Origin of the sequence: Kribbella sp. NPDC051587, from assembly GCF_044453945.1 — a bacterium.
GTDB lineage: Bacteria > Actinomycetota > Actinomycetes > Propionibacteriales > Kribbellaceae > Kribbella.
In genome coordinates this window covers 579078-604820 of the sequence record NZ_JBITDE010000002.1, presented here as the reverse complement: position 1 = coordinate 604820, position 25743 = coordinate 579078, and the positions used below count along the sequence as shown (strand labels likewise).

The 25743-nt window shown below is 68.4% G+C and carries 26 protein-coding genes; 10 read left to right on the top strand and 16 right to left on the bottom strand.

The genetic code is table 11. The features are described 5' to 3' along the window. Position 1: 1 nt before the first annotated feature. The 7 genes from nuoE to ACIA49_RS09090 form a co-directional block, all read right to left on the bottom strand. Entirely contained in the window at positions 2-826 is an 825-nt protein-coding gene (gene nuoE / locus ACIA49_RS09120) for an NADH-quinone oxidoreductase subunit NuoE (protein WP_396376598.1), read from the bottom strand. Further along, a complete protein-coding gene (locus tag ACIA49_RS09115; RefSeq protein ID WP_396376597.1) occupies positions 827-2167 on the bottom strand; it encodes an NADH-quinone oxidoreductase subunit D in 1341 nt (446 codons plus the stop codon). Continuing rightward, the gene (locus ACIA49_RS09110; RefSeq protein ID WP_396376596.1) at positions 2167-2874 is read right to left on the bottom strand and encodes an NADH-quinone oxidoreductase subunit C; all 708 of its coding nucleotides are present in this window, start codon (positions 2872-2874) and stop codon (positions 2167-2169) included. Before ACIA49_RS09110 ends, ACIA49_RS09115 begins: the two co-directional genes overlap by 1 nt. Next, positions 2871-3425, bottom strand: a complete 555-nt coding sequence (locus ACIA49_RS09105) for a NuoB/complex I 20 kDa subunit family protein (protein WP_396376595.1) — start codon at positions 3423-3425, stop codon at positions 2871-2873. The genes ACIA49_RS09110 and ACIA49_RS09105 overlap by 4 nt, the downstream gene beginning before the upstream one ends. Position 3426: 1 nt before the next feature. Next, positions 3427-3786 (bottom strand): NADH-quinone oxidoreductase subunit A, encoded by a 360-nt coding sequence (locus ACIA49_RS09100; protein ID WP_391541221.1) that lies wholly within the window; start codon positions 3784-3786, stop codon positions 3427-3429. A gap of 105 nt (positions 3787-3891) precedes the next feature. Then, a complete protein-coding gene (locus tag ACIA49_RS09095) occupies positions 3892-5205 on the bottom strand; it encodes a geranylgeranyl reductase family protein (protein ID WP_396376594.1) in 1314 nt (437 codons plus the stop codon). A 151-nt stretch (positions 5206-5356) separates the two neighbouring features. Then, complete coding sequence (locus tag ACIA49_RS09090; RefSeq protein ID WP_391541219.1) at positions 5357-6055, bottom strand: demethylmenaquinone methyltransferase; 699 nt, start codon at positions 6053-6055, stop codon at positions 5357-5359. A gap of 258 nt (positions 6056-6313) precedes the next feature. On the opposite strand from ACIA49_RS09090, the gene ACIA49_RS09085 reads away from it, so the two are divergent. Next, a complete protein-coding gene (locus tag ACIA49_RS09085; protein WP_396376593.1) occupies positions 6314-7582 on the top strand; it encodes an isochorismate synthase MenF in 1269 nt (422 codons plus the stop codon). 927 nt (positions 7583-8509) lie between these two features. Beyond that, entirely contained in the window at positions 8510-9127 is a 618-nt protein-coding gene (locus ACIA49_RS09080; protein ID WP_396376592.1) for an MBL fold metallo-hydrolase, read from the top strand. Here the strand turns inward: ACIA49_RS09080 and ACIA49_RS09075 are convergent. Genes ACIA49_RS09075 through ACIA49_RS09065 form a run of 3 tightly spaced genes read right to left on the bottom strand, consistent with a single transcriptional unit; the run spans position 9117 to position 11525 of the window. Then, on the bottom strand, positions 9117-9845 hold the full coding sequence (locus ACIA49_RS09075; protein ID WP_396376591.1) for a GNAT family N-acetyltransferase: 729 nt from the start codon (positions 9843-9845) through the stop codon (positions 9117-9119). The genes ACIA49_RS09080 and ACIA49_RS09075 overlap by 11 nt on opposite strands. Beyond that, on the bottom strand, positions 9832-10671 hold the full coding sequence (locus ACIA49_RS09070; RefSeq protein ID WP_396376590.1) for a GNAT family N-acetyltransferase: 840 nt from the start codon (positions 10669-10671) through the stop codon (positions 9832-9834). Before ACIA49_RS09070 ends, ACIA49_RS09075 begins: the two co-directional genes overlap by 14 nt. Continuing rightward, entirely contained in the window at positions 10668-11525 is an 858-nt protein-coding gene (locus ACIA49_RS09065) for a GNAT family N-acetyltransferase (RefSeq protein ID WP_396376589.1), read from the bottom strand. Before ACIA49_RS09065 ends, ACIA49_RS09070 begins: the two co-directional genes overlap by 4 nt. A gap of 55 nt (positions 11526-11580) precedes the next feature. Between ACIA49_RS09065 and ACIA49_RS09060 the strand changes: the two genes are divergently transcribed. From ACIA49_RS09060 to mptB, 4 genes are all read left to right on the top strand, one after another. Then, on the top strand, positions 11581-12201 hold the full coding sequence (locus tag ACIA49_RS09060; RefSeq protein ID WP_396376588.1) for a PadR family transcriptional regulator: 621 nt from the start codon (positions 11581-11583) through the stop codon (positions 12199-12201). Positions 12202-12306: 105 nt separating this feature from the next. Then, positions 12307-13269: an ATP-binding cassette domain-containing protein gene (locus ACIA49_RS09055; RefSeq protein ID WP_396376587.1), complete on the top strand. Its 963-nt coding sequence runs from the start codon at positions 12307-12309 to the stop codon at positions 13267-13269. Beyond that, positions 13266-14030 (top strand): ABC transporter permease, encoded by a 765-nt coding sequence (locus ACIA49_RS09050; protein ID WP_396376586.1) that lies wholly within the window; start codon positions 13266-13268, stop codon positions 14028-14030. Before ACIA49_RS09055 ends, ACIA49_RS09050 begins: the two co-directional genes overlap by 4 nt. A gap of 45 nt (positions 14031-14075) precedes the next feature. Continuing rightward, positions 14076-15509 carry a polyprenol phosphomannose-dependent alpha 1,6 mannosyltransferase MptB gene (gene mptB / locus ACIA49_RS09045; protein ID WP_396376585.1) on the top strand — a complete coding sequence of 478 codons (1434 nt, stop codon included), beginning with the start codon at positions 14076-14078 and terminating at the stop codon, positions 15507-15509. On the opposite strand, the gene menD is transcribed toward mptB, so the two are convergent. The 3 genes from menD to menE are packed head-to-tail and all read right to left on the bottom strand — an operon-like array spanning position 15436 to position 19096. Further along, positions 15436-17097, bottom strand: a complete 1662-nt coding sequence (gene menD / locus ACIA49_RS09040) for a 2-succinyl-5-enolpyruvyl-6-hydroxy-3-cyclohexene-1-carboxylic-acid synthase (RefSeq protein ID WP_396376584.1) — start codon at positions 17095-17097, stop codon at positions 15436-15438. The two genes, mptB and menD, sit on opposite strands and share 74 nt — an antisense overlap. Next, entirely contained in the window at positions 17094-18020 is a 927-nt protein-coding gene (locus ACIA49_RS09035) for an o-succinylbenzoate synthase (protein ID WP_396376583.1), read from the bottom strand. Before ACIA49_RS09035 ends, menD begins: the two co-directional genes overlap by 4 nt. Further along, positions 18017-19096: an o-succinylbenzoate--CoA ligase gene (menE, locus tag ACIA49_RS09030; RefSeq protein ID WP_396376582.1), complete on the bottom strand. Its 1080-nt coding sequence runs from the start codon at positions 19094-19096 to the stop codon at positions 18017-18019. The genes ACIA49_RS09035 and menE overlap by 4 nt, the downstream gene beginning before the upstream one ends. A gap of 36 nt (positions 19097-19132) precedes the next feature. On the opposite strand from menE, the gene ACIA49_RS09025 reads away from it, so the two are divergent. Next, positions 19133-20005 carry a 1,4-dihydroxy-2-naphthoate polyprenyltransferase gene (locus tag ACIA49_RS09025; RefSeq protein ID WP_396376580.1) on the top strand — a complete coding sequence of 291 codons (873 nt, stop codon included), beginning with the start codon at positions 19133-19135 and terminating at the stop codon, positions 20003-20005. Here the strand turns inward: ACIA49_RS09025 and ACIA49_RS09020 are convergent. Continuing rightward, positions 19963-21168 (bottom strand): FAD-dependent monooxygenase, encoded by a 1206-nt coding sequence (locus tag ACIA49_RS09020; protein ID WP_396376579.1) that lies wholly within the window; start codon positions 21166-21168, stop codon positions 19963-19965. The genes ACIA49_RS09025 and ACIA49_RS09020 overlap by 43 nt on opposite strands. A 76-nt stretch (positions 21169-21244) precedes the next feature. Here ACIA49_RS09020 and ACIA49_RS09015 point away from each other — a divergent pair, with 76 nt between their 5' ends. After that, positions 21245-21700 carry a MarR family winged helix-turn-helix transcriptional regulator gene (locus ACIA49_RS09015; RefSeq protein WP_396376578.1) on the top strand — a complete coding sequence of 152 codons (456 nt, stop codon included), beginning with the start codon at positions 21245-21247 and terminating at the stop codon, positions 21698-21700. A gap of 131 nt (positions 21701-21831) precedes the next feature. Here ACIA49_RS09015 and ACIA49_RS09010 read toward each other — a convergent pair whose 3' ends face one another. Both ACIA49_RS09010 and ACIA49_RS09005 read right to left on the bottom strand, forming a co-directional pair. Then, the gene (locus ACIA49_RS09010) at positions 21832-22947 is read right to left on the bottom strand and encodes a PLP-dependent cysteine synthase family protein (protein WP_396376577.1); all 1116 of its coding nucleotides are present in this window, start codon (positions 22945-22947) and stop codon (positions 21832-21834) included. Between the two features lie 57 nt (positions 22948-23004). After that, complete coding sequence (locus ACIA49_RS09005; RefSeq protein ID WP_396376576.1) at positions 23005-23631, bottom strand: M23 family metallopeptidase; 627 nt, start codon at positions 23629-23631, stop codon at positions 23005-23007. A 140-nt stretch (positions 23632-23771) separates the two neighbouring features. Here ACIA49_RS09005 and ACIA49_RS09000 point away from each other — a divergent pair, with 140 nt between their 5' ends. Both ACIA49_RS09000 and ACIA49_RS08995 read left to right on the top strand, forming a co-directional pair. Then, entirely contained in the window at positions 23772-24791 is a 1020-nt protein-coding gene (locus ACIA49_RS09000; RefSeq protein WP_396376575.1) for a M48 family metallopeptidase, read from the top strand. A gap of 431 nt (positions 24792-25222) precedes the next feature. Then, positions 25223-25702 carry a GNAT family N-acetyltransferase gene (locus tag ACIA49_RS08995; protein WP_396377178.1) on the top strand — a complete coding sequence of 160 codons (480 nt, stop codon included), beginning with the start codon at positions 25223-25225 and terminating at the stop codon, positions 25700-25702. The last annotated feature ends 41 nt before the right edge of the window (positions 25703-25743 follow it).

Sequence of the window (25743 nt, the reverse complement as noted above, 5' to 3'; positions counted from 1 at the left end):
GTCAGTCCTCCTTCCGCGAATCGTCGCCGTCGACGGCTTGGGATTCCTTGCCGGGCTGGTCTTCCGGACGCGGACCGGCCGCGGCCTCCGGGGAGACCGTGGTCTCGGCGGCGCGGCCGTTCGAGCCGCTGCCATCCGGTGCGGTCCAGTTGCGCTCGCGGGCGAGCCGGAGACCAGCCAGCGAAGCCTTGCCACCGGTCGGACCCTCGTCGGCGCGGCCGTCGGGGAAGCCCGCCAGCACGCGCTCGGCCTCGCGCCAGCTGCAGATGGTGGCACCGCGCGGCGACTTCACCTCGGTGCCCTCGCGCAGGTCGTCCACCAGCTGGGTGGCCGACTCCGGCGTCATGTCGTCGAAGAACTCCCAGTTCACCGTCACCACGGGTGCGTAGTCGCAGGCCGCGTTGCACTCGATGTGCTCGAGGGTGATCTTGCCGTCCTCGGTGGTCTCGTCGTTCCCGACCTCGAGGTGGCCCTTCAGCCGCTCGAAGATCAGGTCGCCGCCCATCACCGCGCACAGCGTGTTGGTGCAGACCCCGACGTGGTAGTCGCCGACCGGGCGGCGCTTGTACATCGTGTAGAAGGTCGCCACCGCGGAGACCTCGGCGCCGGTCAGCCCGAGCACGTCGGCACAGGCCTCGATGCCTTCCGGAGTGACCCGGCCCTCGACCGACTGCACCAGGTGCAGCATCGGGAGCAGGGCGGAGCGGCCGACCGGGTACCGGGCAGCCAGCTCGCGCATCTCCGCGATCGTCGTCTCGGTGATCGCGGAGTCACCGGTGCTGTAGGGCACCGGGACATTGGTCGCAGTCGCGTGATCGTTGGCCATCTATCGGTCCACTCCACCCATCACCGGGTCAAGGCTGGCGACGGCGACGATCACGTCGGCGACCTGCGCGCCCTCGCACATGATCGGCATCGCCTGCAGGTTTGCGAAGGACGGGTCACGGAAGTGCACCCGGTACGGCTTGGTGCCGCCGTCGGAGACGACGTGGCAGCCCATCTCGCCCCGCGGCGACTCGATCGCCACGTAGGCCTGACCGGCCGGTACCCGGAAGCCCTCGGTGACCAGCTTGAAGTGATGGATCAGGGCTTCCATCGACTCGCCCATGATGTGCTTGATGTGGTCGAGCGAGTTGCCCATGCCGTCGCTGCCGACCGCCAGCTGGCTCGGCCAGCCGATCTTCTTGTCGGCCACCATCACCGGCTCGCCGTCCATCTTCTCCAGCCGGTCGGCGCACTGCGAGATGATCTTCAGCGACTCGTGCATCTCCTGCAGCCGGACCCGGAAGCGGCCGTACGAGTCCGACGTGTCCCAGGTCGGTACGTCGAAGTCGTAGGTCTCGTAACCGCAGTACGGCTGGGTCTTGCGCAGGTCCAGCGCGTAGCCGGTCGAGCGCACCGTCGGTCCGGAGATGCCCAGCGCCATACAGCCGGCCAGGTCCAGGTAGCCGACATTGTTCAGCCGCGCCTTGAAGATCGGGTTGGCGTTGCAGAGCTCGGCGTACTCCGGGAGGTGCTTGTTCATCCAGGTGATGTACTCACGGATCTTGTCCAGCGCGCCCGGGGGCAGGTCCTGGGCGACACCGCCGGGCCGGATGAACGCGTGGTTCATCCGCAGGCCGGTGATCAGCTCGAACAGGTCCAGCGTCATCTCGCGCTCGCGGAACCCGATCGTCATCACGGTCAGCGCGCCGATCTCCATCCCACCGGTGGCGATGCAGACCAGGTGGCTGCTGATCCGGTTGAGCTCCATCAGGAGCACCCGCATCACGTTGGCCTTCTCGGGGATCTGCTCCTCGATCCCGAGCAGCTTCTCGACCGCGAGGCAGTACGCCGTCTCGTTGTAGAACGGCGACAGGTAGTCCATCCGGGTCACGAAGGTGACGCCCTGGGTCCAGGAGCGGAACTCCATGTTCTTCTCGATGCCGGTGTGCAGGTAGCCGATGCCGCAGCGGGCCTCGGTCACCGTCTCACCGTCGAGCTCGAGAATCAGCCGCAGCACGCCGTGGGTCGACGGGTGCTGCGGTCCCATGTTGACGACGACGCGCTCTTCGGGCTCGTCGCCGAGGCCGGCGACGACCGAGTCCCAGTCCTGACCGGTGACGGTGAAGACCTTGCCCTCGGTGGTGTCGCGAGTGGTCGCATAAGGATCTTGAGTCTCAGTCATCAGTTGTACGACCTCCGCGTGTCGGGCGGCGGGATGACGGCGCCCTTGTACTCGACGTCGATGCCGCCGAGCGGGTAGTCCTTGCGCTGCGGGTGACCCGGCCAGTCGTCCGGCATCTGGATCCGGGTCAGCGCCGGGTGCCCGTCGAAGACGATGCCGAAGAAGTCCCAGGTCTCGCGCTCGTGCCAGTCGTTGGCCGGGTAGACCGAGACCACCGACGGGATGTGCGGGTCGGCGTCCGGGCAGGACACCTCGAGCCGGATCCGCCGGTTGTGGGTGATCGAGAACAGGTGGTAGACCGCGTGCAGCTCGGCGCCGGTCTCGTGCGGGTAGTGCACACCGCTGACGCCGGAGCAGAACTCGAAGCGCAGGGCCTCGTCGTCGCGCAGGTGCTGGCAGACCGTGACCAGGTGCTCGCGGGCCACGTGCAGGGTCAGTTCGTTGCGGTCGACGACGACCTTCTCGATCGCGTCACCACCGACCAGGCCCTCGAGGCGCTCGGTGGCGCCGTCGAACCACGAGCCGTACGGCTTCGGCGTACCGCCGGGCAGTGCGACCTGGCGGCGCAGGCCGCCGAAGCCCGAGGTGTCACCGGTACCGCGGACACCGAACATGCCCTCGCGCTGGTCGATCACCTCCGCACCCGGCGTCTGAGCGTCGCCGGCGGCGGACGTCGCCGGAAGGTTCTCCGGCTGCGAGTCACTCATCGAAGGAGACCCTTCATCTCAAGCGTCGGGGCGGCCGTCAGCGCGGCGGCCTCCTGCTCGGACTGCAGCGCCTTCTTGTGCGCGCCGAGCTTGCTGTGCTGGATCTGGTCGTGGATCTTCAGGAAGGCGTCCAGCAGCATCTCCGGCCGCGGCGGGCAGCCGGGCAGGTACATGTCCACGGGGACGATGTGGTCGACACCCTGGACGACGGCGTAGTTGTTGAACATGCCGCCGGACGAGGCGCAGACGCCCATCGCGAGCACCCACTTGGGGTTCGCCATCTGGTCGTAGATCTGACGCAGTACCGGGGCCATCTTCTGGCTCACCCGGCCGGCCACGATCATCAGGTCGGCCTGGCGCGGCGACGCCCGGAAGACCTCCATGCCGAACCGGGCGGCGTCGTACCGGGGCGCACCGGTGGTCATCATCTCGATCGCGCAGCAGGCCAGCCCGAAGGTTGCCGGCCACAACGAGGCCTTCCGCATGTAGCCGAGCAGGCCTTCGACGGTGCCGAGCAGTACGCCGGCCGGAAGCTGTTCTTCTAGACCCATATCAGTCCCACTCCAGTCCACCGCGACGCCACACATAGGAGTACGCGATGAAGACGGTGACGATGAAGATGACCATCTCGATCAGCCCGAACAGCGCCATCTGGTCGAAGGCCACCGCCCACGGGTAGAGGAAGACGATCTCGATGTCGAACACGATGAACAGCATCGCGGTGATGTAGTACTTCACCGGGAAGCGCCCACCGCCGACCGGCTGCGGCGTCGGCTCGATGCCGCACTCGTACGAGTCGAGCTTGGCCCGGTTGTATCGCTTCGGGCCGACCAAGGCGCTCGTGACGATGCTGCCCAAGACGAAGAGCGCCGCGAGCACACCGAGAGCGAGGATCGGTACGTAGGGGTGCATCGCTCGGTGCTCCCTCCTTCAGCCGGTGGTCTGTGTTTGTGGTGTTCGTTGCAACCGACACTGTGTTATCAGTACCGGAGTGACTGGGCTCACTCGCCCCGCCGGTCAGGCCGACGGAGCGACCTTCGTGAGCCCGTTGATGATCTTGTCCATCACGTCGCCGTCGCGCGGGTCGGTGAGGTTGGCCAGCAACTTCAGGGTGAACTTCATCAAGGTGGTGCGCGGCAGACCGTACTTCGTGCAGAGCCGCATCACCTCCGGGTTTCCGATCAGCTTCACGAAGACCCGGCCGAGCGAGTAGTAGCCGCCCCACTCCTGCTTCAGCGCCTTCGGGTACGCCGACAGCGCACGCTCGCGCTGGTTCGGCTGCCGGTGCAGCGCCTGGGCGGCGACCTCGGCGGCGAACATCCCCGACTCCATCGCGTACGGGATGCCCTCGCCGTTGAACGGGTTGACCATGCCGCCGGCGTCGCCGAGCAGCATCAGGCCGCGGGTGTAGTGCGGCTGCCGGTTGAAGCCCATCGGCAGCGCCGCCCCGCGGATCGGGATGGTCTGGAACTCGTCGCGGAACTGCCACTCCTCCGGCGTGTTCTTCAGCCACGCCTTCAGCAGGTCGCCGTAGTCGACCTTGCCGAAGGCCTCGGAGGTGTTCAGGATGCCGAGACCGACGTTCACGGTGCCGTCGCCCATGCCGAAGATCCAGCCGTAGCCGGGCAGCAGCAGCTTCTGGTCCGGCTGCTTGGGGTCGTCGGCCCACAGCTCGAGCCAGGACTCCAGGTAGTCGTCGTCGTGCCGCGGGCTGGTGAAGTACGTCCGGACGGCGACGCCCATCGGCCGGTCGTCGCGCTTGTGCAGGCCCATCCCGACGCTCAGCCGCGACGAGTTGCCGTCGGCCGCCATCACCAGCGGCGCCCGGAACTGGATGTCGGCGCCGTCGCGGCGGCCGTTGTCGTCGACCGGCTTCGCGGTCACCCCGACGATGAAGCCCTTGTCGTCGAGGATCGGGCCGGTGACGTTGGTCCGCTCCCGCAGCCGCGCGCCGGCCTTGACCGCCTGCCGCGCGAGCAGGTCGTCGAAATCCATCCGGTTCCGGGTCAGGCCGTAGTTCGGGTGGCTGGCCAGATCCGGCCAGTCCAGCTGCAGCTGGTGCCCGGCGCCCTGGATGCGCAGCCCGTAGTTGCGGATCCAGCCGGCCTCTTCGGAGATGTCGATCCCCATGTTGATCAGCTGCTTGGTCCCGCGCGGAGTGATCCCGTCGCCGCAGACCTTCTCCCGCGGGAACGCGGTCTTCTCCAGAAGCAGTACGTCGAGACCGGCGTTCGCCAGGTGGTACGCCGCCGACGAACCCGCTGGTCCGGCGCCGACGACAATCACGTCCGCGGTCTCGGCCTGGGGCCCTGCCGACACGTCCTGGCTCATCTCATCCCGACCTGAAGTTGGGGGCTGCATGGCTCGTGAAGGGATTCACTAAGCCTGGTCATCCGACAGTCTAGGACTGCCTGACGCGGACACGAAACTCGCCCCAACCCCCTTGCAGGCAAGCAAATTACGCGCAGCTTTCGTTGCGTAATTAAGCCGGCTTCACGGCTCGATGGATGGCCACCAGACCACCGGTCAGATTGGCCCAGTGCACCCGGGTCCAGCCGGCCGCCTCGATCGTCCGGGCCAGCGGCTCCTGCGGCAGCCACGCCCGGGTCGACTCGGCCAGGTACTCGTAGGCCTCCGGGTTGGTCGAGACCAGCTTCGCCACCGCCGGTACGGCGCGCATCATGTACTCGAGGTAGACGACCCGGAACGGTTTCCAGGTCGGGTGCGACTGCTCGAGGATCACCAGCCGGCCACCGGGCCGGGTCACCCGGAGCATCTCGGTGAGCGCGACAGTGACATCGTTCACGTTCCGCAGCGCCCACGAGATCGTGACGACGTCGAAGGTCTCGTCCGCGAACGGCAGGTGCAGCGCGTCACCCGCGATCAGATCCAACTCGGGGTGGTTCCGCTTGCCGACCCGGAGCATCCCGACCGAGAAGTCGCACGACACCACCTCGGCGCCTGCCTCGCGCAGCTTGATGCTCGACGCGCCGGTCCCGGCCGCCAGGTCGAGGATCTTCATCCCCTTCCGCGGCGCGATCTCGGCCAGCGTCGCCGGCCGCCAGACCAGCTTCTCCAGCCCCATCGTCGCCACCGCGTTCGTGCGGTCGTACCCCTCCGCCACATTGTCGAACATGGCGGCCACGGCATGCGGGTCTTTACTCAAGTCGGCGCGGGTCACCACCCCAGTCTCGCGCACCCCTCCCCCGCCCCCATTCGATGGGTTCACCCACGAGCTTGGGGGTTCCGCCCCCGCATGCCGGCACGGAACCCCCGACCTGGTGGGTGAACCCACCAAAGGGGCGTGGGACGCGAGGTTCGTCACGGCTGCGACAGGCGCTGAAATTCGCTGGACATCCGGCAGTCGTACGCTTGCATCTCGTGAGTGCATTCGCGGCTGCCGTGATCCGGCGCCTGAGCGCTAGCGAGGAGTGGTGCAGTGAGTCTGTCTGACCCGGTCCGATCCGGTCATGAGCCGGCACCGCAGTTGGTCGTTCGCAGCCAGCCGGTGACAGGGGTGGCGAAGCAGCTGATCGATCACTTGCCGGCCGAGGGTGGGCTGAGCTGGGTGCGACGTGGCGACGGTCACATCGGCTGGGGAGTCGCGGCTCGCCTCGACGTTGCCGGTGGCAACCGCTTCCAGGACGCCGTGCTGTGGTGGCAGCAGCTGGTCGGTGCCGCCGTCGTACGGGACGAGATCGGCGTACCAGGCTCCGGACTGGTCTGCTTCGGATCGTTCGGTTTCACCGACTCGGATCCGGCCGAACTGGTCATCCCCGAGGTGATCGTCGGCCGCCGTGGTGGCACCACTTGGGTGACCACGATCTCCGAGGCATCGCTGGCCGCACCACCCGATCTGGTCACGCACGAGGCCTCCCCCGTGTACGACGTGACATTCTCCGACGGAGCGCGGTCCGGGACGGACTGGTCGAGCATCGTGGCCGACGCCGTGCAGCGGATCACCGCCGGTGAGCTCGAGAAGGTGGTGCTCGCCCGTGACCTGATCGCGATCGCCGAGCAACCGATCGACCTGCGCTGGCCGCTGCGCCGGCTGGCCGAGTCGTACCCGAACTGCTGGACATTCTCCGTCGACGGCCTGATCGGCGCCACGCCCGAACTGCTGGTACGGCGGGAGAAGGGGCTGATCACGTCCCGCGTGCTGGCCGGGACAATCCGCCGTAGCGGGGACGACGCGCACGACCTCGCGCTCGCCGCGTCACTCGCGCGATCGTCGAAGGACCTCGAGGAGCACGAGTTCGCCGTACGGTCGGTGGCTGATGCTTTGAAGCCGCACTGCAAGTCGATGAACGTCCCCGAGACGCCCTTCGTGCTGCACCTACCGAACGTGATGCATCTCGCCACTGACGTCGCGGGCGTCGCCAACAACGGCGCGTCCGCCCTCGGCCTGGCCGCCGCACTACACCCGTCGGCGGCAGTCTGCGGTACGCCGACAGACGTGGCGCGCGACCTGATCGGCGAGATCGAGGGGATGGAGCGCGGCCGGTTCAGCGGACCGGTCGGCTGGATGGACGCGGCCGGGGACGGCGAGTGGTGCATCGCACTGCGCTGCGGTCAGGCCGACCCCGACGACAGCCGGAAGATGCGCCTGTTCGCCGGCGCCGGCATCGTCGCGGGCTCCGACCCGATCGCCGAGCTCGCCGAGACGAACGCCAAGCTCGTCCCCATGCGCGACGCCCTCGGCGACTGAGGCGGTCCCCCCACTCGTGCACGGTCTCCGTGGTCCACGGAGTGCTGCCCACCCCAGCTGGGAGCCTGGCTGGTGTGAGCGGGTTGCTGACCCGCTTCGGTGGGGAGAGTGGTCCCCCCACCCGCGCACGGTCTCCGTGCTGCATGGGGTGCTGCCCACCCCAGCTGGGAGCCTGGCTGGGTCGGGCAGGTTGTTGACCCGCTTCGGGGGGAGGGCGGCGTGCCGTGCGCGGTGCACGGGCGCGCGTATGGAGGCGCGCGGGTGCGCATGTGGAGGCGCGCGGGTGCGCATGTGGAGGCGCGCGGGTGCGCGTGTGGAGGCGCGCGGGTGCGGAGGCGCAGTACACGGGTGCACGGGCACGGAGGCGCGGCGCAGAGCGTGCGGTGCACGGGTGCACCGGTGCGGAGGTGCACGGGTGCACGGGTGCACGGGTGCAGAGTGCGCGGGTACCGGTGCGGAGGTGCACGGGTGCGGAGTGCGCGGTGCACGGGTGCGGAGGTAGACGGGTGCGCGCGTGCGGAGTGCACGGTGCGCGGGTACCGGTGCGGAGGTGCACGGGTGCGGAGTGCGCGGTGCACGGATGCGGAGGTGCACGGGTGCACGGGTGCACGGGTGCACGGGTGCACGGGTGCACGGGTGCACGGGTGCACGGGTGCACGGGTGCACGGGTGCACGGGTGCACGGAGCGAGCAGCGAGCGGGGTGAGTGGTGCGAGCGGAGTGCGTCGGGCGCGCGGAGTGCGGGGGGCGTGGGCGCGCGGAGTGCACGAAGCGATGGGTGAGTGCCGCGCACCAGCCTGGATCCATCGACTGGCCAGCGCCGCACAGGCAGCACCGATGGCCGAGGAGCGGTTGATCACTGTCTGCGGGTCACTAGGCTGGTCGCGGATGCGGATGTAGTTCCGGTGAGCACGTATTGAGGAGACTGATGAAGCTCACGAAGTTTGCGCACGCTTGTGTTCGGTTGGAGAAGGACGGGAAGACGCTGCTGGTCGACCCGGGTGCGTTCAGCGAGGACGCCGTGTTCGAGCGCGCCGACGCCGTACTGGTGACGCACGAGCATCAGGACCACCTCGACATCGAGCGCGTGAAGGCGCTGAACGTCGCCGTCTACACCAACGCCGGCGTCGCCGCCCAGCTCACCGAACTCGGTGACCTCGTGCACGTCGTCGAAGGCGGCCAGTCCTTCGAGGCGGCAGGCTTCTCGATCAGTGCCTACGGCAAGGACCACGCCGTGATCCTGCCCGAGTGGGGCGTCCCCTGCGAGAACATCGGCTTCCTGATCGACGACGCCGTCTACCACCCGGGCGACTCCTTCACTCAACCCGACCGGGCCGTCCACACCAACCTGGTTCCCATCTCGGGACCTTGGTTCTCGCTGCCGCCGGCCGTGGACTACGCGCGCGCGGTGAAGGCCGAGCAGCTCGTGGGCATTCACGACGGGCTGCTCTCGGAGATCGGGCTCGGCATGATGCCGCGCTTCCTCAACAGCGACGAGCGCCCCTACAACAAGCTCGCCCCTGGCGACTCCTTGACTATCGACTGAAGCGGCGGAGATCGACGACGGGCTCGAACCCGAGTCGTTGGTAGACCTGGTGCGAGTCCGGATTGCCGAGGTCTGTGCGCAAGCAGACCTCGGCCTCGGGGTGAAAGAGCCCCGCGAGATGCGCGGTCATCGCACTGCCGTACCCGTGCCGCCGGCGCTCCGCCGGCGTGTAGATCGGGCCCAGCCGTACGACGCCTTGCAGCGCCGGGCGATGTGCGCCAAGGGTCACCGGGCGGCCGCCGTCTTCGAGCAACCACAGGCGGTCTGCCGCAATCAACGCTTGTACGGCGGCCAGCAGGTCGACCGCTCGGTCGCCGGGAACCCAACCCCGGCGGGAATCCTCGGTACGCGCCATCTCCGACAGCCAGTCGGCGCACAGCTCGGCGTCGGACAAGACTGCCAGGCGGGGTGTGCCGACCGGGTGGGGTGGCTTCAGCTCGGCAAGGCGGTAGAGGCGGACGCCGCCGACCTCGCGAAACTGCTTGCCGGTGGCAACTGACCAGGCGGTGGCGACTGGTTCGGTGAAGACGCCTTCGATGGCGGTGGCATGCGGGGCGACCTTCAGGAGCGCGGCAACCAAGGCGTCCGGCGGATCCGGTACGTCGCCCAGCCGGATGCCGCGGGGTTCGCGGGCTACGGCGAAGCCGCCGGGGACCTCGACGAGAGTGCCGCCCTGGTCGACTTCTTCCAGCAGAGCAAGGTGCTCAGGTAAACGCATAGCCGACGAAGTCTTGCACCGGGCGGTACCCGATCGCGGCGTAGATCTTGTTCGAGGTCGGGTTGGCCAGGTCGGTGTTCAGGCAGACCTCATCGCCAGCTGATCGCAACAGCTGAGTGACATGAGCAGTGAGCGCACTGGCGTAGCCGTGGCCACGATCGGCGGGCGGCGTGTAGACCGGACCGACCCGAACAGCACCGAAGACCGGACTCTGGTGACCCACCAACGTGACCACCCGACCGGCATCCTCCCAAAGCCAGAGCCGCTCGCGCTCCACCCGCTGCTGCAAGAACCAGCGGTCGACCGCTGGACCTTCGACGGGGTGTCCGAGTTCGAGCCGATAAGCAGTGAACATCGGCGTCAGAACATCGAGATCGGCCTCGGTCGCGAGACGCGGTGCGCCGTCAGCCTGCTTCGCGACGAAGTCGACCAGCACGTGCAACCGCGAGCGGTCGACGACAGCAAACGAGCGGCCGGTGCGCGCGCCGTACTGCTCGGCGAACAGCTTCGCCGCCTCCTCCGTCCCATGCACACTCCGGGCCTGCGGCACGGCCTCAGCCAGTACGTCGACCACCGGCGGCACGAGCTCGACCGGCAGGCCGCCCAGCGCGATCCCACGCATCGCGGTCCAGACAGCAACTCCGATCACCTTGTCGTCGTCGGCGTGCACCGAGACGAAGACCGGTGGTTCGGGGTCGTTCATGATGCCGCGAACCCGATCGGCGACATTGGTCAGGATCTGCGTGTTGAGCACCGGATCGCGTTGCAGGAAAGGAAAAACCAGGCCCTGGAAGGCAGCTGCGTCGTACGACGTCCGCGCGATCATTCGATGAACTCCAGGACGACGAAGTCGGCGAGGGGGCGGTAGCCGGCCTGGTGGTAGATCTTGTTCGAGGTGGGGTTGGCGAGGTCCGTGTAGAGACAGGCTTGGTTGCCGCTCGCAAGGATCTCCGCGGTGACGTGGCTGGTGAGCGCACCGGCGTACCCGTGCCGGCGATGCTCGGGCGGCGTGTAGACCGGGCCGACCCGGCAGACCTCGAAGATCGGCCGGTGGTAGCCGACCATGCTCACCGCCTCACCGTCGACCTCCCAGATCCACATCGTGCCTTCGTCGAGTTTGTGCTCGGCCCAGTCGATGGTGTCGTCGCCCAGCTCCGGGAAACCGTCCTGTCCCCAGGCCGCGACCAGCTCGATGTCCTCGGACCGCATCAGCCGCGGCACCCCGACCTCGGCGGTCAGCGGGGTGTGCGTCTCCAGCTTGTGCAGCCGGGTCCGCATCACCTCCTGCACGTCGCAACCGCGCCGCTCGCACCAGCGCTCCGCGAACCGCTCGGCCGCCGCCGCGTCACCGGCGACCCCACCCGGTACGGCATCGTCGTACAGGCCCTCGGACACGACTCCGTCGTACAGGTCGAGGTACTGGTCGGCGACCAGGTCGACGAGGTCGGTCCGTAGCGAGCCGAGGTAGACACCGCGACCCGGGGTGCGCATCGCGACGCCGATCACCTCACCGTCATGGACCGACACGAAGTGTGGCGGGATGTCGTCGACCGGCCGGATGCCGACTGCCCTTTCGTGCACATTGCTGAGGATGACGGTGTTCAGCACCGGATCCTGTTGCAGGAAAGGGAAGGCGAGCTGCGAGAAATTGGCGGGGTCACTGGTCACCTGGACGTGCACGCGGACGAGACTACGCCTCCCGGGGGACAACCGGCCGCCGATTTACACTGCGACCATGTCCACCACGCGGTTGCTGCTGCTAGGGATCGTCCGGATCTTCCAGCCGGCCTACGGGTACCAGCTGCGCCGCGAGCTGTTGACCTGGAACGTGCAGGAGTGGGCCAACATCAATCCGGGCTCGATCTACACGGGTCTGCGGACGCTGGCCAAGCACGGTTTTCTCCAGGAGATCGAGCAGGAGGAGGGCGATCGCGCGGGGCGGACGTCGTACAAGCTGACCGCCGACGGCGAGACCGAGTACTTCACTCTGCTGCGGCAGATGCTGTGGACGGTGAACGGGTTCCACCCGGACCAGATGCAGGCCGCGCTGAGCTTCGCGTGGTCGTTGAAGCGCGACGAGGTGCTGGCCGCGCTGGAGGCGCGGATCGTGCAGATCGAGGCCCGGATGTCGGCGCAGCCGTTCAACGAGCGGCAGATCCTGGAGGAGCGGTCGACGCCGAACCACGTGGTCGAGATGTTCCGGATCGCGGCCGCCCGCGACCAGGGCGAACTCCAGTGGACCCGAGAGTTCCGCGACCGGGTGGCGAACGGCGACTACGCCTTCGCCGGCGAACCCCCGGACTGGGATCCCGACCCCGCCCTCATCGCCCAATGGCGCGACCGCCCCACCCCGTAGCGTCCGAAAACACGCCGACCACGCCCTCGGATCGTTCGGACGCTGTGCGATTTTGGGTCACCATTCAACTTTGACTAATCAAGATTGAGTGCGCAGACTGAGGTCATGATGATCGAAGCTCGCGGACTCGTCCGCACGTTCAAGACCCGGCGGGGGCCGGTGGAGGCGGTACAGGGGGTGGACCTGGCGGTCGCCGACGGCGAGATCGTAGGTTTCCTCGGGCCCAACGGGGCCGGCAAGACGACGACGATGCGGATGCTCGCGACGCTGATCCAGCCGACCAGCGGCTCCGCGACGGTGGCCGGGTGCGACCTGGCGAAGGACCCGGTGGGCGTACGGCGCCGCATCGGCTACGTGCCGCAGGGTGGGTCCACGCTGCCCGAGGCGATCGCCGGCGACGAGGTCGTCGACCACGCCCGGCTGTACGGCGTACCGAAGGCTGAGGCGGCGACTCGTGGTCAGGCGCTGTTCGAGGAGCTGGACCTACCGGGGCTGTGGCGGCGGCAGTGCAAGACGCTGTCCGGTGGTCAACGGCGCCGGCTCGACATCGTGATGGGGCTGATCCACGACCCCAAGCTGATCTTCCTGGACGAACCGACGACCGGGCTCGATCCGCAGGCCCGCGCCAACCTGTGGGAGCACATCCGCGGGCTGCGCGACCGGGGCGCGACGATCTTCCTCACCACGCACTACCTGGACGAGGCGGACGCGCTCTGCGACCGGATCCTGGTCATCGACCACGGCAAGATCGTCGGCTCGGGCAGTCCGGAGGAGCTGAAGCAGCAGGTCTCCGGTGACGGCGTCCGGCTCGACCTGGCCGACGCGGCGCAGGCACCGGCGGTCGCCAAGATCGTCGCGGAGCTGGACGGCGCGGTGGCGATCGAGACCGACGGTGTGACGGTGAACTTCCGCATCCCGCGTGGCGGCTCGGTGCTGCCCGGACTGCTGCGGTCGATCGACGCACAGGGCATCGAACTGGAGGGGGTCGAGGTGCATCGGCCGACGCTGGACGACGTGTTCCTCACCATGACCGGACGGTCGCTGCGCGACGAGGGGGCGGCGGCATGACGGTACTGCGGGAGACGTGGATCGTGTTCAACCGGGCGATGCGGCTGTCGCTGCGGAACCCGATGTGGTCGATCCTGATGCTCAGCCAGCCGCTGATGTACCTGTTCCTGTTCGGCCCGCTCCTGAAGCCGATCACAGCGCAGATCAGCCAGGGCGCGACCACCAACGCCTACCAGGTGTTCATCCCTGGTCTGATCGTCCAGCTCGGCATGTTCGGCGCCATGTTCGTCGGCTTCGGTCTGATCGCGGAGTACCGCGCCGGCGTGATCGAGGCCGACCGGGTCACGCCGGCGTCCCGGATCGCCCTGATGGCAGGCCGGGTATTGCGGGATGTCGTCGTACTGGTCGTGCAGTCGGTGCTGTTGCTCGTGGCGGCACTACCGCTCGGGCTGCGCGCACCATGGAAGGGTGTGCTGCTGTCACTGGTGATCGTGGCGCTGCTCGGCGCGACCTTCGCCTCGCTGTCGTACTCGGTGGCGCTCATCACCAAGAGCGAGGACGCACTGGCTCCGCTGCTCAACGGGATCGCCATGCCGTTGCTGCTGCTGTCCGGCATCCTGCTGCCGATGCAGATCGGCCCCACCTGGCTGCAGCGGCTCTCCGACATCAGTCCGCTGAAGCACGTGGTCAACGGCGTCCGCGCAATGTTCCGGGGTGAGGTCGCCAGCAGTGCAGCACTCTGGGGGCTGTTCTGGGTCGTGCTGCTGACAGTCGTCGGACTGGCTGTCGGTGCTCGTACCTTCAGGAAAGAATCCGCTTAGCTTTCTGTTCATCAGGGCGTCGCACGGGCGGAGTAACGTCCGCCTGTGCGCTCGCCGGTGGTTCGTGGAGTGGTCGGCTCTGTCGTCGTCGCCGTGACCAGTCTGGTGACCTCTACAGTGCCGCCGTCGTCGTGGGTGGCGACGTTCCCGATCACTGGTGACCTGCGCACCACACTGGCCGGGCGGATGATCGCACTGGCCTTCATGGTGGCCGGGCTCGGTCTGATGGCGTGGGCGTGGCTGGAGATCGGCCGCAACGTCATGGCTGGCCAACGACCCCGGCTGGTGCGAGTGGCGACGTACTGGAGTCTGCCGCTGCTCTTGATCCCGCCACTGTTCAGCCGGGACGCGTGGAGCTATGCGGCCCAGGGTGCACTGGTAGCCAAGGGCTTTGACCCCTATGCGGTCGGACCGGCCGCGCTGTCCGGCCACATCGTGGAGGCGGTCGATCCACGCTGGATGGAGACCCCAGCGCCGTACGGGCCGTTGCCACTCGCGTACGGCGGTCTGATGGCGCACCTCACCATGGACCCGTACGTCTTGATGCTCGCGCATCGCCTGCTGGCCGTGATCGGCATCGCGCTGATCGCCTGGACGGTACCGCGGCTCGCTACTGCTTGCCGGGTCGATCCGGTCTTCGCCACCTGGCTGGTGGTCGCCAACCCGATGCTGCTGATGCATGGGATCGGCGCGGCCCACAACGACATCCTGATGCTCGGCCTGGCCTGCGCTGCCTTCGCACTCGCTCTGACTGGTCACTGGGGTACGGCGGCTGTCGTGGCCGGCATCTCTGCTGCCGTGAAGCTCCCTGGTGGGCTGGTGGTGATAGCCATCGCCGCAGTGATGAGTCCGATGGGAGGGCGGCTCTCCCGGTTCGCCAGTCTTGCTCTGGCGGGTGCAGTCTCCGTGCTGTCGCTGGTAACGGTCGGCGCGCTGACCGGTGTCGGTTCCGGCTGGCTGAACGCACTCGACGTACCGGGGCTGGTGCGGTCGCCGTTCTCGATCGCCAACCTGGTCGGCGACGCCGCTCACGGCATCCTCGGGCTGTTCGGTCAGAACACTGCGGCCGAGCAGTCGCTAGAGGTGGTAAAACTCGCCGGCATGCTCATCGCGATCACTCTGATCGCCGTACTGAGTCTGCGGTCGTCAATCCACCATGCGGCCCGTGCGGTCGGCATTGCACTGCTGGCGATCGTCCTGCTCGGTCCGACCGCCCATGACTGGTATTTCCTGTGGTGCCTGCCGTTCCTGGCCGTAGCGCGGCCCGGACGACGGCTGGTCACCACCATCACGGCAGTCAGCCTGATCTTCACGATCGCAGCGCCGCTGAACTCCTCACTGCGCGGTGCGACCATTCCGATCCTCACCACGACCGCTTTGGTGATCGCGGCCGTGGCCCCGCTGCTCAACCGGCTGCGGAGTCTCCACCCAGTGCGCGCAAGGCCTCAACGAGCTCCTCAGCCAACGGTCGGTGCGTAGACCGCGGTACGCGGGCCTCCACCACGTCGATACCGGCCACTGTCGCGGCCAGCGCAGCCTGCAGGTCCGCTGCGTTCTCCACCAGCTGGTACGGCGTTCTGGTCGCCGCGCAGAGTGCACCAAGGTCGGTGTTGTGCGGCGTACCGAAGACGCGCTCGAAGTGCGACGCGTGGGTCGGGTCGCCCTGTTCGAGCGTGGAAAAGATCCCGCCACCGTTGTCGTTGACCACCACGATCCGCAGGTCCGGCCGCGCCTCGTCCGGGCCGATGACCAGCCCGTTGGAGTCGTGCAGGAAGGCGAGGTCACCGATCAGCGCGTACGTCGGTCCGGCGTTCGCGAGCGCGGCGCCGACGGCGGTGGAGATCGTGCCGTCGATACCGGCGAGACCGCGGTTGGCGATGGTGCGGATCGGGACGACGGGGGCCAGGTCGAGATCGCGGACCGCGTTCGAGGACGCGACGACGAGCATCCCGTCGGCACCGGCCGCGGCACCGACGAGTGCGGCGACGCCCGGCCCCGTGAGGTCGTCTGCGAGCAGCTTGTCGATCGCCGGGCGAGCCGTTTGGTCAGCGTGCTGCCAGCGCTCCAGCCAGTCGGTGGTGTCCGGCCCGGCGACCTCGAGTCCCGTGATCACGGCCGCGGCACGGCGAGCCGGGTCCGGCCACAGGCCGGTCGGCGCAACCACGATCACCTCGACGTCGGCGCGCGCCAACAGCTTCGAGATCGGCCGGGACAGCGTCGGGTGCCCGAACACGATCACCCGCTCGATCTCAGTGGTGAGGTCGCTTGCCTGGAGCAACAATCGGTACGCCGAGATGACGGCCGGCCCGGTCCTGGCCCGGCTGGACGGCTCCGCGAACAGCGGCCACCGACCGCCCTCCGCCGCCAGCCGCGCTGCCTGTGATGCGCCGTCACCTGCGACGACCACGGTCTTCGGTCCAGGCGCGACAGTCGAGGGCTGACCAGCTGCAGCGTGTACGGCGGTCCACGGGCCGGTGCTGCGACCGTCCAACGGCTCTGGCCAGTCCTCACCACCAGTCGGCACCAACGGCTCGGCCAGCGGGCAGTTCAGCTGCACCGGGCCCGGGTCGGCCGACCGGGCACCAGTCGCGTTGGCCACGGCCCGTGCGACCTGTGAGCGCCAGTAGGCGACCTGACCGATCTCTCGGACCGGAGTGCCCAGCTCGTGGAACAGGCGCACAGCTGAGCCGAATACCTTGAGCTGATCAGTGGTCTGGTTCGCACCGGCACCACGTAGTGAGGGCGGTCGGTCAGCGCTCAGCACGATCAACGGCAGCCCGCTGTGCGAGGCCTCCAGGACAGCCGGGTGCAGGTTGGCGACCGCCGTACCGGAGGTTGTCAGGACCGGCACCGGCAGACCGGTTCCCCGGATCAGTCCGACGGCCAGGAAGCCCGCCGTACGCTCGTCGATCCGGACATGTAGCCGCAGCCGACCGGCGCGGTCCGCCTCGGCGAAGGCGAGTGCCAGCGGGGCGCTGCGCGAGCCTGGGGAGACCACGGCCTCCCGGACGCCGCAGCGGATCAGCTCGTCGACCACCACGGTGGCAAACGCAGTGGACGGGTTCATCCGGCACTCCTCTGTTGCACTCTGGACAGGCGCTGTTCCCACACTGCAGTCCGCTCCGCGTCAGCGCGGTTCGCTTCGAGCTGGTCGGGCTGTACCCGCTTCACGGGTAAGAAACCGTCCACCGGCAGCAGCGGCTCGCTGACGACCTCACTGGTGAACATGGAGACCGTAGCGAGGCCGCAGGCATACGGGAGCTCAGGAAGGGCAGCGGCGAGCGCGACGCCGGCGGCGATACCGACGGAGGTCTCCAGCGCGGAGGAGACGACGACCGGGAGACCGATCTGTTCCGCGATCTCCAGGCACGCACGAACTCCGCCGATCGGCTGCACCTTGAGCACTGCGATGTCAGCCGCTTCGAGCTTCTTGACCAGCAAGGGGTCCTCAGCGCGACGGATCGACTCGTCGGCTGCGATCAGAACGTCGGTACGCCGTCGGACCGCCGCCAGGTCCTCGACCGCAGCACACGGCTGCTCGACGTACTCGAGATCGAAGCGGGCGAGTTCCTTCAAGCTGTGCAGGGCCTCGTCCACAGACCAGAGACCGTTGGCGTCGATGCGCACCTGGCCGTCGCCGATCGCATCCCGGACGGCTTCTATCCGAGCTATGTCGTCAGCCAGCGTCTGGCCGGGCTCCGCGACCTTCACCTTGGCTGTGCGACAGCCGGATGCTCTGACGATCGCTGCGGCCTTCTCCGGACCGACTGCCGGGACAGTGCAGTTCACCGGTACGACGTCGCGCAGCGGCGCCGGCCAACCGTCGTACGCGGCCTCGTGGGCAGCACGCAGCCAGGAGACGGCGGTGGCGTCGTCGTAGTCCAGGAACGGACTCCACTCGGCCCAGCCGGCAGGGCCTTCGAAGAGCATGCCTTCGCGGACGGTGATGCCACGGAACTTGTTCTTGAGCCCGACCGAGTAGGTGATCACAGCAGCGCCTGCCGATCAACCTTGCCGGAGGCAAGCATCGGCAGGGCGTCCAGGTGGCGCACTTCGCGGGGCGCCCACGTTCTAGGCAGCACCTCAGCCACGAAGTCCCGCAGCTCGTCTTGGCTCGGCTCCCCCACGACGTACGCGATCACTCGGGTCCCCCACTCCGCATCGGGCACCCCGAGCACCACAGCGTCTTTCACCCGCGGGTGCTCGAGCAGGCGAGCCTGCACTGTCGGCAGGGTGATGTTCACTCCCCCGGAGATCACCACGTCGTCGATGCGGCCGATGACTCGCAACAGACCATCTGTGAGCTCCCCGCGGTCCTGTGTGCGGAACCAGCCATCTCTCAGCACCTCTGCGGTGAGCGACGGCTGCAGGCGGTAGCCGGAGAACAGCGTGCTGCCCTTGATCAGGATGCGACCGTCGTCGAGAGCTATCTCAGTACCGCTCAGCGGCTGACCGGCGTACACGCAGCCGCTGCCGGTCTCAGTCATCCCGTACGCCGGAATCGCGGTGACGCCGGCCTCGACCGCCCGGGCCTTCAGCGGGGCCGGAGTGGCCGCGCCACCGATGATGATCGCGTCGAAGGCGCGCAGCGCGTCCACGTCCGTGTCGAGGTAGCGAGCCAGCTGGGTCGGCACCATCGCGGTGTAGCGACGGGAGCCGGTCATGGCGGCAGTGGACTCACTAAAGCTGTCCCCCAGCAGCACTGGCGTCTGACCGGCCAGGACCGAGCGCGTGAGGATCTGCAGGCCGCCGACGAAGTAGGACTTCATCGGGAGCAGCCACTGGCCCGGTCCGCCCAGCCTCTCGTGCGTTGCCTCCGCTGACGCGACCAGCGCGGTCCGGGACAACAGGACGCCCTTGGGCTCGCCGGACGACCCCGAGGTGGTCAGCACCACAGCGCAGTCGTCCTCCAACGGCTGGTCCGGTGCCGCAGCACGCCGTACTCGCTCCGCAGCGGCCGGATCGTCCGGCACCGGGGCAAATGGCGGCCCGCTGCCATCCAGTACGGCGGTCACGGCCGACAGCACGGCGTCCGGCGTACCGGGGACCAGATGGAGGGTAGACATAACAGTCCGAGCGTACGGCTGAAAGAATCCCTGTCCATGGCCACCCCTGCGCAGTGGATCGAAGGCGCGCGACCCCGCACACTCCCCGCCGCCGTCGCCCCCGTCCTGGTCGGAACGGGCGCTGCGGCGTACCTGGACGCCTTCGTCTGGTGGAAGGCCCTGCTGGCCCTGGGCGTCGCCCTGGCCCTGCAGATCGGCGTCAACTACGCCAACGACTACAGCGACGGCATCCGCGGTACGGACGAGGTCCGGGTCGGCCCACTGCGCCTGGTGGGCTCCAAGGTCGCCACTCCGGGACAGGTGAAGACCGCAGCGTTCACCTGCTTCGGCGTAGGCGCCGTACTGGGCATTGTGTTGTCCGCCACCTCCAGCTGGTGGCTGCTGGTCGCCGGTGCGGCCGCACTCCTCGGAGCGTGGTTCTACACCGGCGGCAAGCGCCCCTACGGCTACCGCGCGCTGGGCGAGGTCAGCGTCTTCCTGTTCTTCGGACTGGTCGCAGTGCTCGGTACGACGTTCGTCCAGGCCGAGAAGCTCAGCTGGGTCGCAGTGGCCGGCGCAGTGTCGGTCGGCGCGATCGCCTGCGCCCTGCTGGTCGCCAACAACCTGCGCGACATCCCCACCGACACCGTCACCGGCAAGCGCACCCTGGCCGTCGTACTGGGCGCTGCGAACTCACGGAAGCTGTACGCCGGGCTGATCGCGCTGGCGTTCATCCTGGCCGCCGTGTCGGCGCTGGCGACCCCGTGGACGCTGGTCGCGTTCATCGCCGTACCGCTGGCGATCAAGGCGACCCGCACTGTGCTCAGCGACGCGGTCGGCCCGGCCCTCATCCCAGTGCTGCAAGGCACTGGCCTGACGGAGCTCGTCTACGCCGTCGGACTCACCATCGGGCTCTTCATCGCCTCGTAGTCCGGCAGGTCCAGCGCACTCTTGGCCTCGGCCAGCTCGTCGTTCGACATCGCACCGCTGCGCAGCGCCGCATTGCGCGCGTCGATCAGCTCCTGAGTCCCAGGAGTCAGCCCACTGCGGCCCTTGTCGACCAGCGCCTGGTTCTGCTCGACGAAGGTCCGGATCCGGCGCTCGAACGCTGTGAAGGCCTCGGTGTGATCAGCGTGCGTGGCCAGCTCGCCCGCGAGGACGTACGCCCCGACCAGCGCGACACTCGACCCCTGCCCGGACATGAACGAGGTCGCGTAGGCCGCGTCCCCGACCAGCGCGACCCGGCCCTTCGACCAGGTCGGCATGTGGATCTGGCTGACCACGTCGAAGAACAGGTCATCCGCTTCCTTCATGGCTTCCACGAGCCGCGGCACGTACCAGTCCGTCTCCGGGAAGGTCGACGCCACCAGCTCCCGCTGAGCCTCCGGGTTGCGGAAGGCGTCGTACGGCGGCTCCTCCAGCTCGAAGTTGAGGAAGCCGTGCACGGGCTGCTCAGGATTGGTGGCATACAACACGGCGGCGCGACCGGGCTTGTTCCAGATCACGCCTTCGTGGCTGAGGCCGAAGGTGTTGGGCAGGGTGAAGCCGGCGAACGCGTACCCGATGTAGCGGTGGAACTCCTCCTCGGGACCGAAGACCAGCCGGCGTGTGTTCGAGTGCAGGCCGTCGGCGCCGATGACCAGGTCATAGGTCCGCTCGTCACCACTGGCGAAGACCACGTCGACGCGGTCGCCACGATCGTCGAGCTGGGCGATCGAGTCAGCGAACCGGAACGTCACCCGGTCGCGGATCGGTGCGTAGAGAGCGTCGGTCAGATCACCCCGCCGGACCTCCAGGTCGACGCCTTCGGTTCCGCCGGTCAACGCGTCGTTGCTGACCGTGGCGATCAGCTCCCCGTCCGGCTCCACGAAGGAGATGCCCTCGGTGGCGACGTGCGCCTTGGTCAGCTGCGGCAGCAGCCCCATCCGGTCGACCACCTCCCGCGCCGTACCGCGGATGTCGATCGGATAGCCGCCACCACGGACGCCGTCGTTCCTCTCCACCACGGTGACGTCGAAGCCGTACCGGTCGAGCCAGTAGGCGAGGGCCGGGCCGGCGATGCTGGCACCGGAGATCAGCACACTGCGAGTCATGATGCATCCTCCGAGAAAGATAGGTACTTTAGGTATCGATCTCCTTCAGCATATACATACCTAAGTTAGGTAATCAATGTCCGGTGACGACGACCTGCTCGACGTACTCCCCCGGCTGGGCCAGATCAGCACTGCCCTCGGCCGCGGCCGCCTGGTTCAGGAGGCCACCGAAGCGACCGGCCTGAACCTGGACCGCCCGGCCATGACGATCCTGATGACGCTCGCCACCACCGAGGCCCCGATGCGGATCGGCGAGATCGCCGACCGGATGCAGGTCGTCGGTCCCCACGTCACGCGCCAGGTCCAGGCCCTCGAGCAGCGCGGTCTCGTCCAACGCGTCGCCGACCCGAACGACAAACGCGTCAGCCTGATCGAGCCCACCCCCACCGGCGCCGAAGCGGCCCGCGCCTACACCGCCACCATCTTCGGCTGGTTCCGCGAAGTCATCGCCGACTGGCCCACGCAGGACCGAACCGACCTGACCCGCCTCCTCAACAAACTCGTCGACGACATCACCGCCCGCCTCACCTAAAGGACACTCTCGTGCGGTCCGCCCTCGGTGGTCGCGTGACCTGGTGCGAGGCGGGGAGTGGCCGCCTTTGCGGTGAGCTACTGCCGCTCTATGGCAGCAGATGCACACAAAGCGCGGAGGACCCGGGAGGTCTAGTGGGGTTCGCTCCATTCGCCGGTGGTGGCGAAGGTTTCGAGGGTGGCCAGGTAGGGGGTGATGTCGATGTTGCTGGTGCGGAGCCAGGCTTCGTCGTAGTAGGTGTTGCCGTAGCGTTCGCCGCTGTCGCAGAGCAGGGTGACGACGCTGCCGCGGACGCCGGTACGGCGCATTTCGGCGGCCAGGCGGAGGGAGCCCCAGAGGTTGGTTCCGGTGGAGCCGCCGACCAGGCGGCCGGTGACTCGGGAGCAGAACTGCATGGCCGCGATCGAGGCGGCGTCGGGGATGGCGATCATGCGGTCGACGACGCCGAGGATGAAGGAGGGTTCGACGCGGGGGCGGCCGATGCCTTCGATCCGGGAGGGGCGGCCGGTGGCGAAGTCGTTGTCGCCGGACTCGAAGGCGGGGAAGAACGAGGAGTTCTCCGGGTCGACGACGGCGATCGAGGTGTCGTGGCGCTGGTAGCGGACGTAGCGGCCGATGGTGGCCGACGTACCGCCGGTGCCGGCGCCGACGACGATCCAGGTCGGGACCGGGTGCTGTTCGAGCGCGAGCTGGCTGAAGATCGACTCGGCGATGTTGTTGTTGCCGCGCCAGTCGGTGGCGCGCTCGGCGTAGGTGAACTGGTCCATGTAGTGGCCGCCGGTCTCCTCGGCGAGCCGCTTGGCCTCGGCGTAGATCTGCCCGGAGCGCTCCACGAAGTGGCAGCGGCCGCCGTAGAACTCGATCAGCTCGATCTTCTCCGGGCTGGTCGACGCCGGCATCACCGCGACGAACGGGAGCCCGAGCAGCCGGGCGAAGTACGCCTCGCTGACCGCGGTGGACCCACTGGACGCCTCGATCACCGGCGTGCCCTCGCTGATCCACCCGTTGCACAGCGCGTACAGGAACAGCGACCGCGCCAGCCGGTGCTTGAGCGAACCGGTCGGGTGGACGGACTCGTCCTTCAGATACAGGTCCACACCGGTGACGGCCGGCATCGGGAACACATGCAGATGCGTGTCCGCACTGCGGTTCGCATCCGCCTCGACGATACGAACCGCCTCGGACACCCAGGCGCGGGCCTTCTCGTCCCGACGATCCACCTCACGACACATACCGCTGTCACTCATGCGCAGCAGGTTAGGTGCTCCGTCAAGAAATGGGTATTCCGCGCCTGGGTCAGCGAGTCAGCAGTCGCGTGCGCGGCTGTACGTCGCCGGGCCCGGGTAGGCGACCCAGGTGCTGGTGCCGAACAGGGCGGGGACCACGGCACCGTCGTGGATCTGTTCGTAGTGCAGGTGGGGTCCGGTCACGTTGCCGGTGTCTCCGACGCGGCCGATCTGCTGGTTGACGGCGACGTGGTCGTTGACCGCGACCCCGCGGCTCTGCAGGTGCGCGTACAGGGTGTGCCAGCCGTCGCCGTGCGCGAGCTCGATGTAGTTGCCGTACCCGCCGGCGTCGTACGCGGACCGCACCACGGTGCCGGAGTCACTGGCGATGACGGGCTTGCCGAGGTCGGCGGTGCCGGAACCCCAGTTGAGGTCGACGGCGTAGTACGACGGGCTGTGGCCGGAGCGGCTCGCACCGGACCAGTTCTCGCCACACCGGAACGGGACGCGGAGCAGCGGCCGCGCCAGCGTCGACATGGTCGAGGCGGCCTTTCCGGTCTGCAGGGCGGCCCGCTGGGCCATGTAGCTCTGCGGAGCAGGGGCGGTCTCATCCGGTACGGCGGCGCCAGCGGCACCGGCCGGCGCGAGGGGCGCCAGGGTCAGAGCGGCCAGGGCGGCGGCCGCGACGAGGGCAGGACGGATCATGAAGTCCTCCAGGGGCGGTTGGAGAGTGCTGGCTTCCAGCGTGACCGGTGCGGATTGCACGAACCAGCAATCCGGCCAAACTCGGTCAGACCCTCGGATCGGGCTACCTTGGGACACACCAACCGACCTGTGGGGGAACAATGACTGAGAACGGCGAGCGGCCGACGCGACCGCGGGTGACGCTGACCGACATCAGTTCGCGCGCGTGGGAGCACCCGGCGGACCGCGGTGCGCTGGTGGCGCTGCGGCAGCTCAAGGGGTTCGACTTCGTCCTGCGGAAGATCTCCGGGCTGATCGACGAGCGCGCCGTCCGGCTGCAGTTCCTCGGGTCGGCGATCCGGGTCGACGAGCGGCAGTTCCCGACCGTGCACCGGCTCTACACCGAGGCCGGCACCACCCTCGACGTCCGGCAGCTGCCCGAGCTCTACATCACCAACAGCCCGATCTGGAACGCGTTCACGATCGGCCTGGACAAGCCGATCATCGTCGTGAACAGCGCCTTGATGCAGGGCCTCGACGAGGAGGAGCTGCGGTTCGTCCTCGGTCACGAGCTCGGCCACGCCCAGAGCGGGCACGCGCTGTACCAGTCGCTGCTGTTCTGGCTGATGCGCCTGACCGGTGCGATGAACTGGATGCCGATCGGCGCCCTGGGCATCCGGGCGATCATCGCCGCGCTCCACGAGTGGTCCCGCAAGGCCGAGCTGTCCGGTGACCGCGCCGGGCTCCTCGCCGTACAGGATCCTGCTGTTGCGTTGCGCGTGCAGATGAAGCTGGCCAGCGGTGGTCAGCTCGGCGAGCTCGACACCACCACCTTCCTCGCCCAGGGCACGGAGTACGAGAGCTCCGGCGACCTGCGCGACAGCGTGCTGAAGCTGCTGCTCCTGGAGGCGCAGTCGCACCCGCTCGCCGTCATTCGCGCGCACGAGCTGCGTCGCTGGGTCGACGAGGGCGAGTACACGACGATCGTCTCCGGCGACTACCCCAAGCGCCAGGACGACGACAGCGCCTCGATGTCGCAGGAGGCCAAGAACGCCGCCAAGTCGTACGGCGATGCCTTCGCCCGCTCGCAAGACCCGCTCGCCAAGCTCCTGCGTGACCTCGGCGACGGCCTCGGCGGCGTCCGCGACTGGGTCTCGGACAAGCTGCGCCCACCGCGGTGAACCAGGCCGCCGACGGGTTGCTGAAGACCAGCCGCCTCGAGGCGTTCAGCGACGGGGTGTTCGCGATCGCGAACACCCCGTTCTACTGACTCCCCCACTCACCACCCGCCGCCCCAAACCCGCCTGACCCGCCCACCCGAACCGTCTCGCCCCGCGGGCAATCTGAGCGGATATCCCTTCAAGTTGCCGGTTCTCCCCTCGTATTTCGACCGGAGAAGCGACCACTTGAGGGGAGATCCCCTGAAATTGCGCGAGGGGAGGCGGGGGCCAGGTGGGAGGGCGGTGGGCAGCAGTGAGCTCTGGGAGGGGCCGGGCCTTGGAGGGGCTGGGCCTTGGGGGGCCGGGCGGCGGGAGGGGCCGGGCCTGGGGAGGGGGCGGGCGGTGGGAAACGGGGTGCGGTGAGGGGGGTGGCGGGAGATGCTGGGCGGGTGATGGAGATTGTTGAGCTGGGCTCGGACGACTGGAGGGTTTGGCGGGAGCTGCGGTTGGCGGCGCTCGCGGAGGCGCCGTACGCGTTCGGGTCGAAGCTGGCCGACTGGGTGGATGCGCCGGAGGAGAAGTGGCGTGCTCGGCTCGAGATGCCGGGGGCGCGGAACGCGATGGCCGCTAGCGACGGTACGGCGGTGGGGATGGCGACCGGCGTTCCCGCGGAGGCGGACGGCGTGGTCGGGCTGATCTCGATGTGGGTGGCGCCGGCCGGTCGCGGGAAGGGTGTCGGCGACCTGTTGATGAGCTGGGTCGAGGAGGGAGCTCGGGCGGCCGGCGCGCACACGCTTGAGCTGACGGTTGCTGAAGGCAACGAAAAGGCGATCGGCCTCTACGAACGGCACGGGTACGTCGCGACCGGCAGCCTGGAAGAGGTCGACGGGGACCGCGTCCTGCGCGAGACGATCATGCAGAAGGCCCTGTAGACACAGAGAAAGGCCCGCTTCCCCCCTCCCGGGAAGCGGGC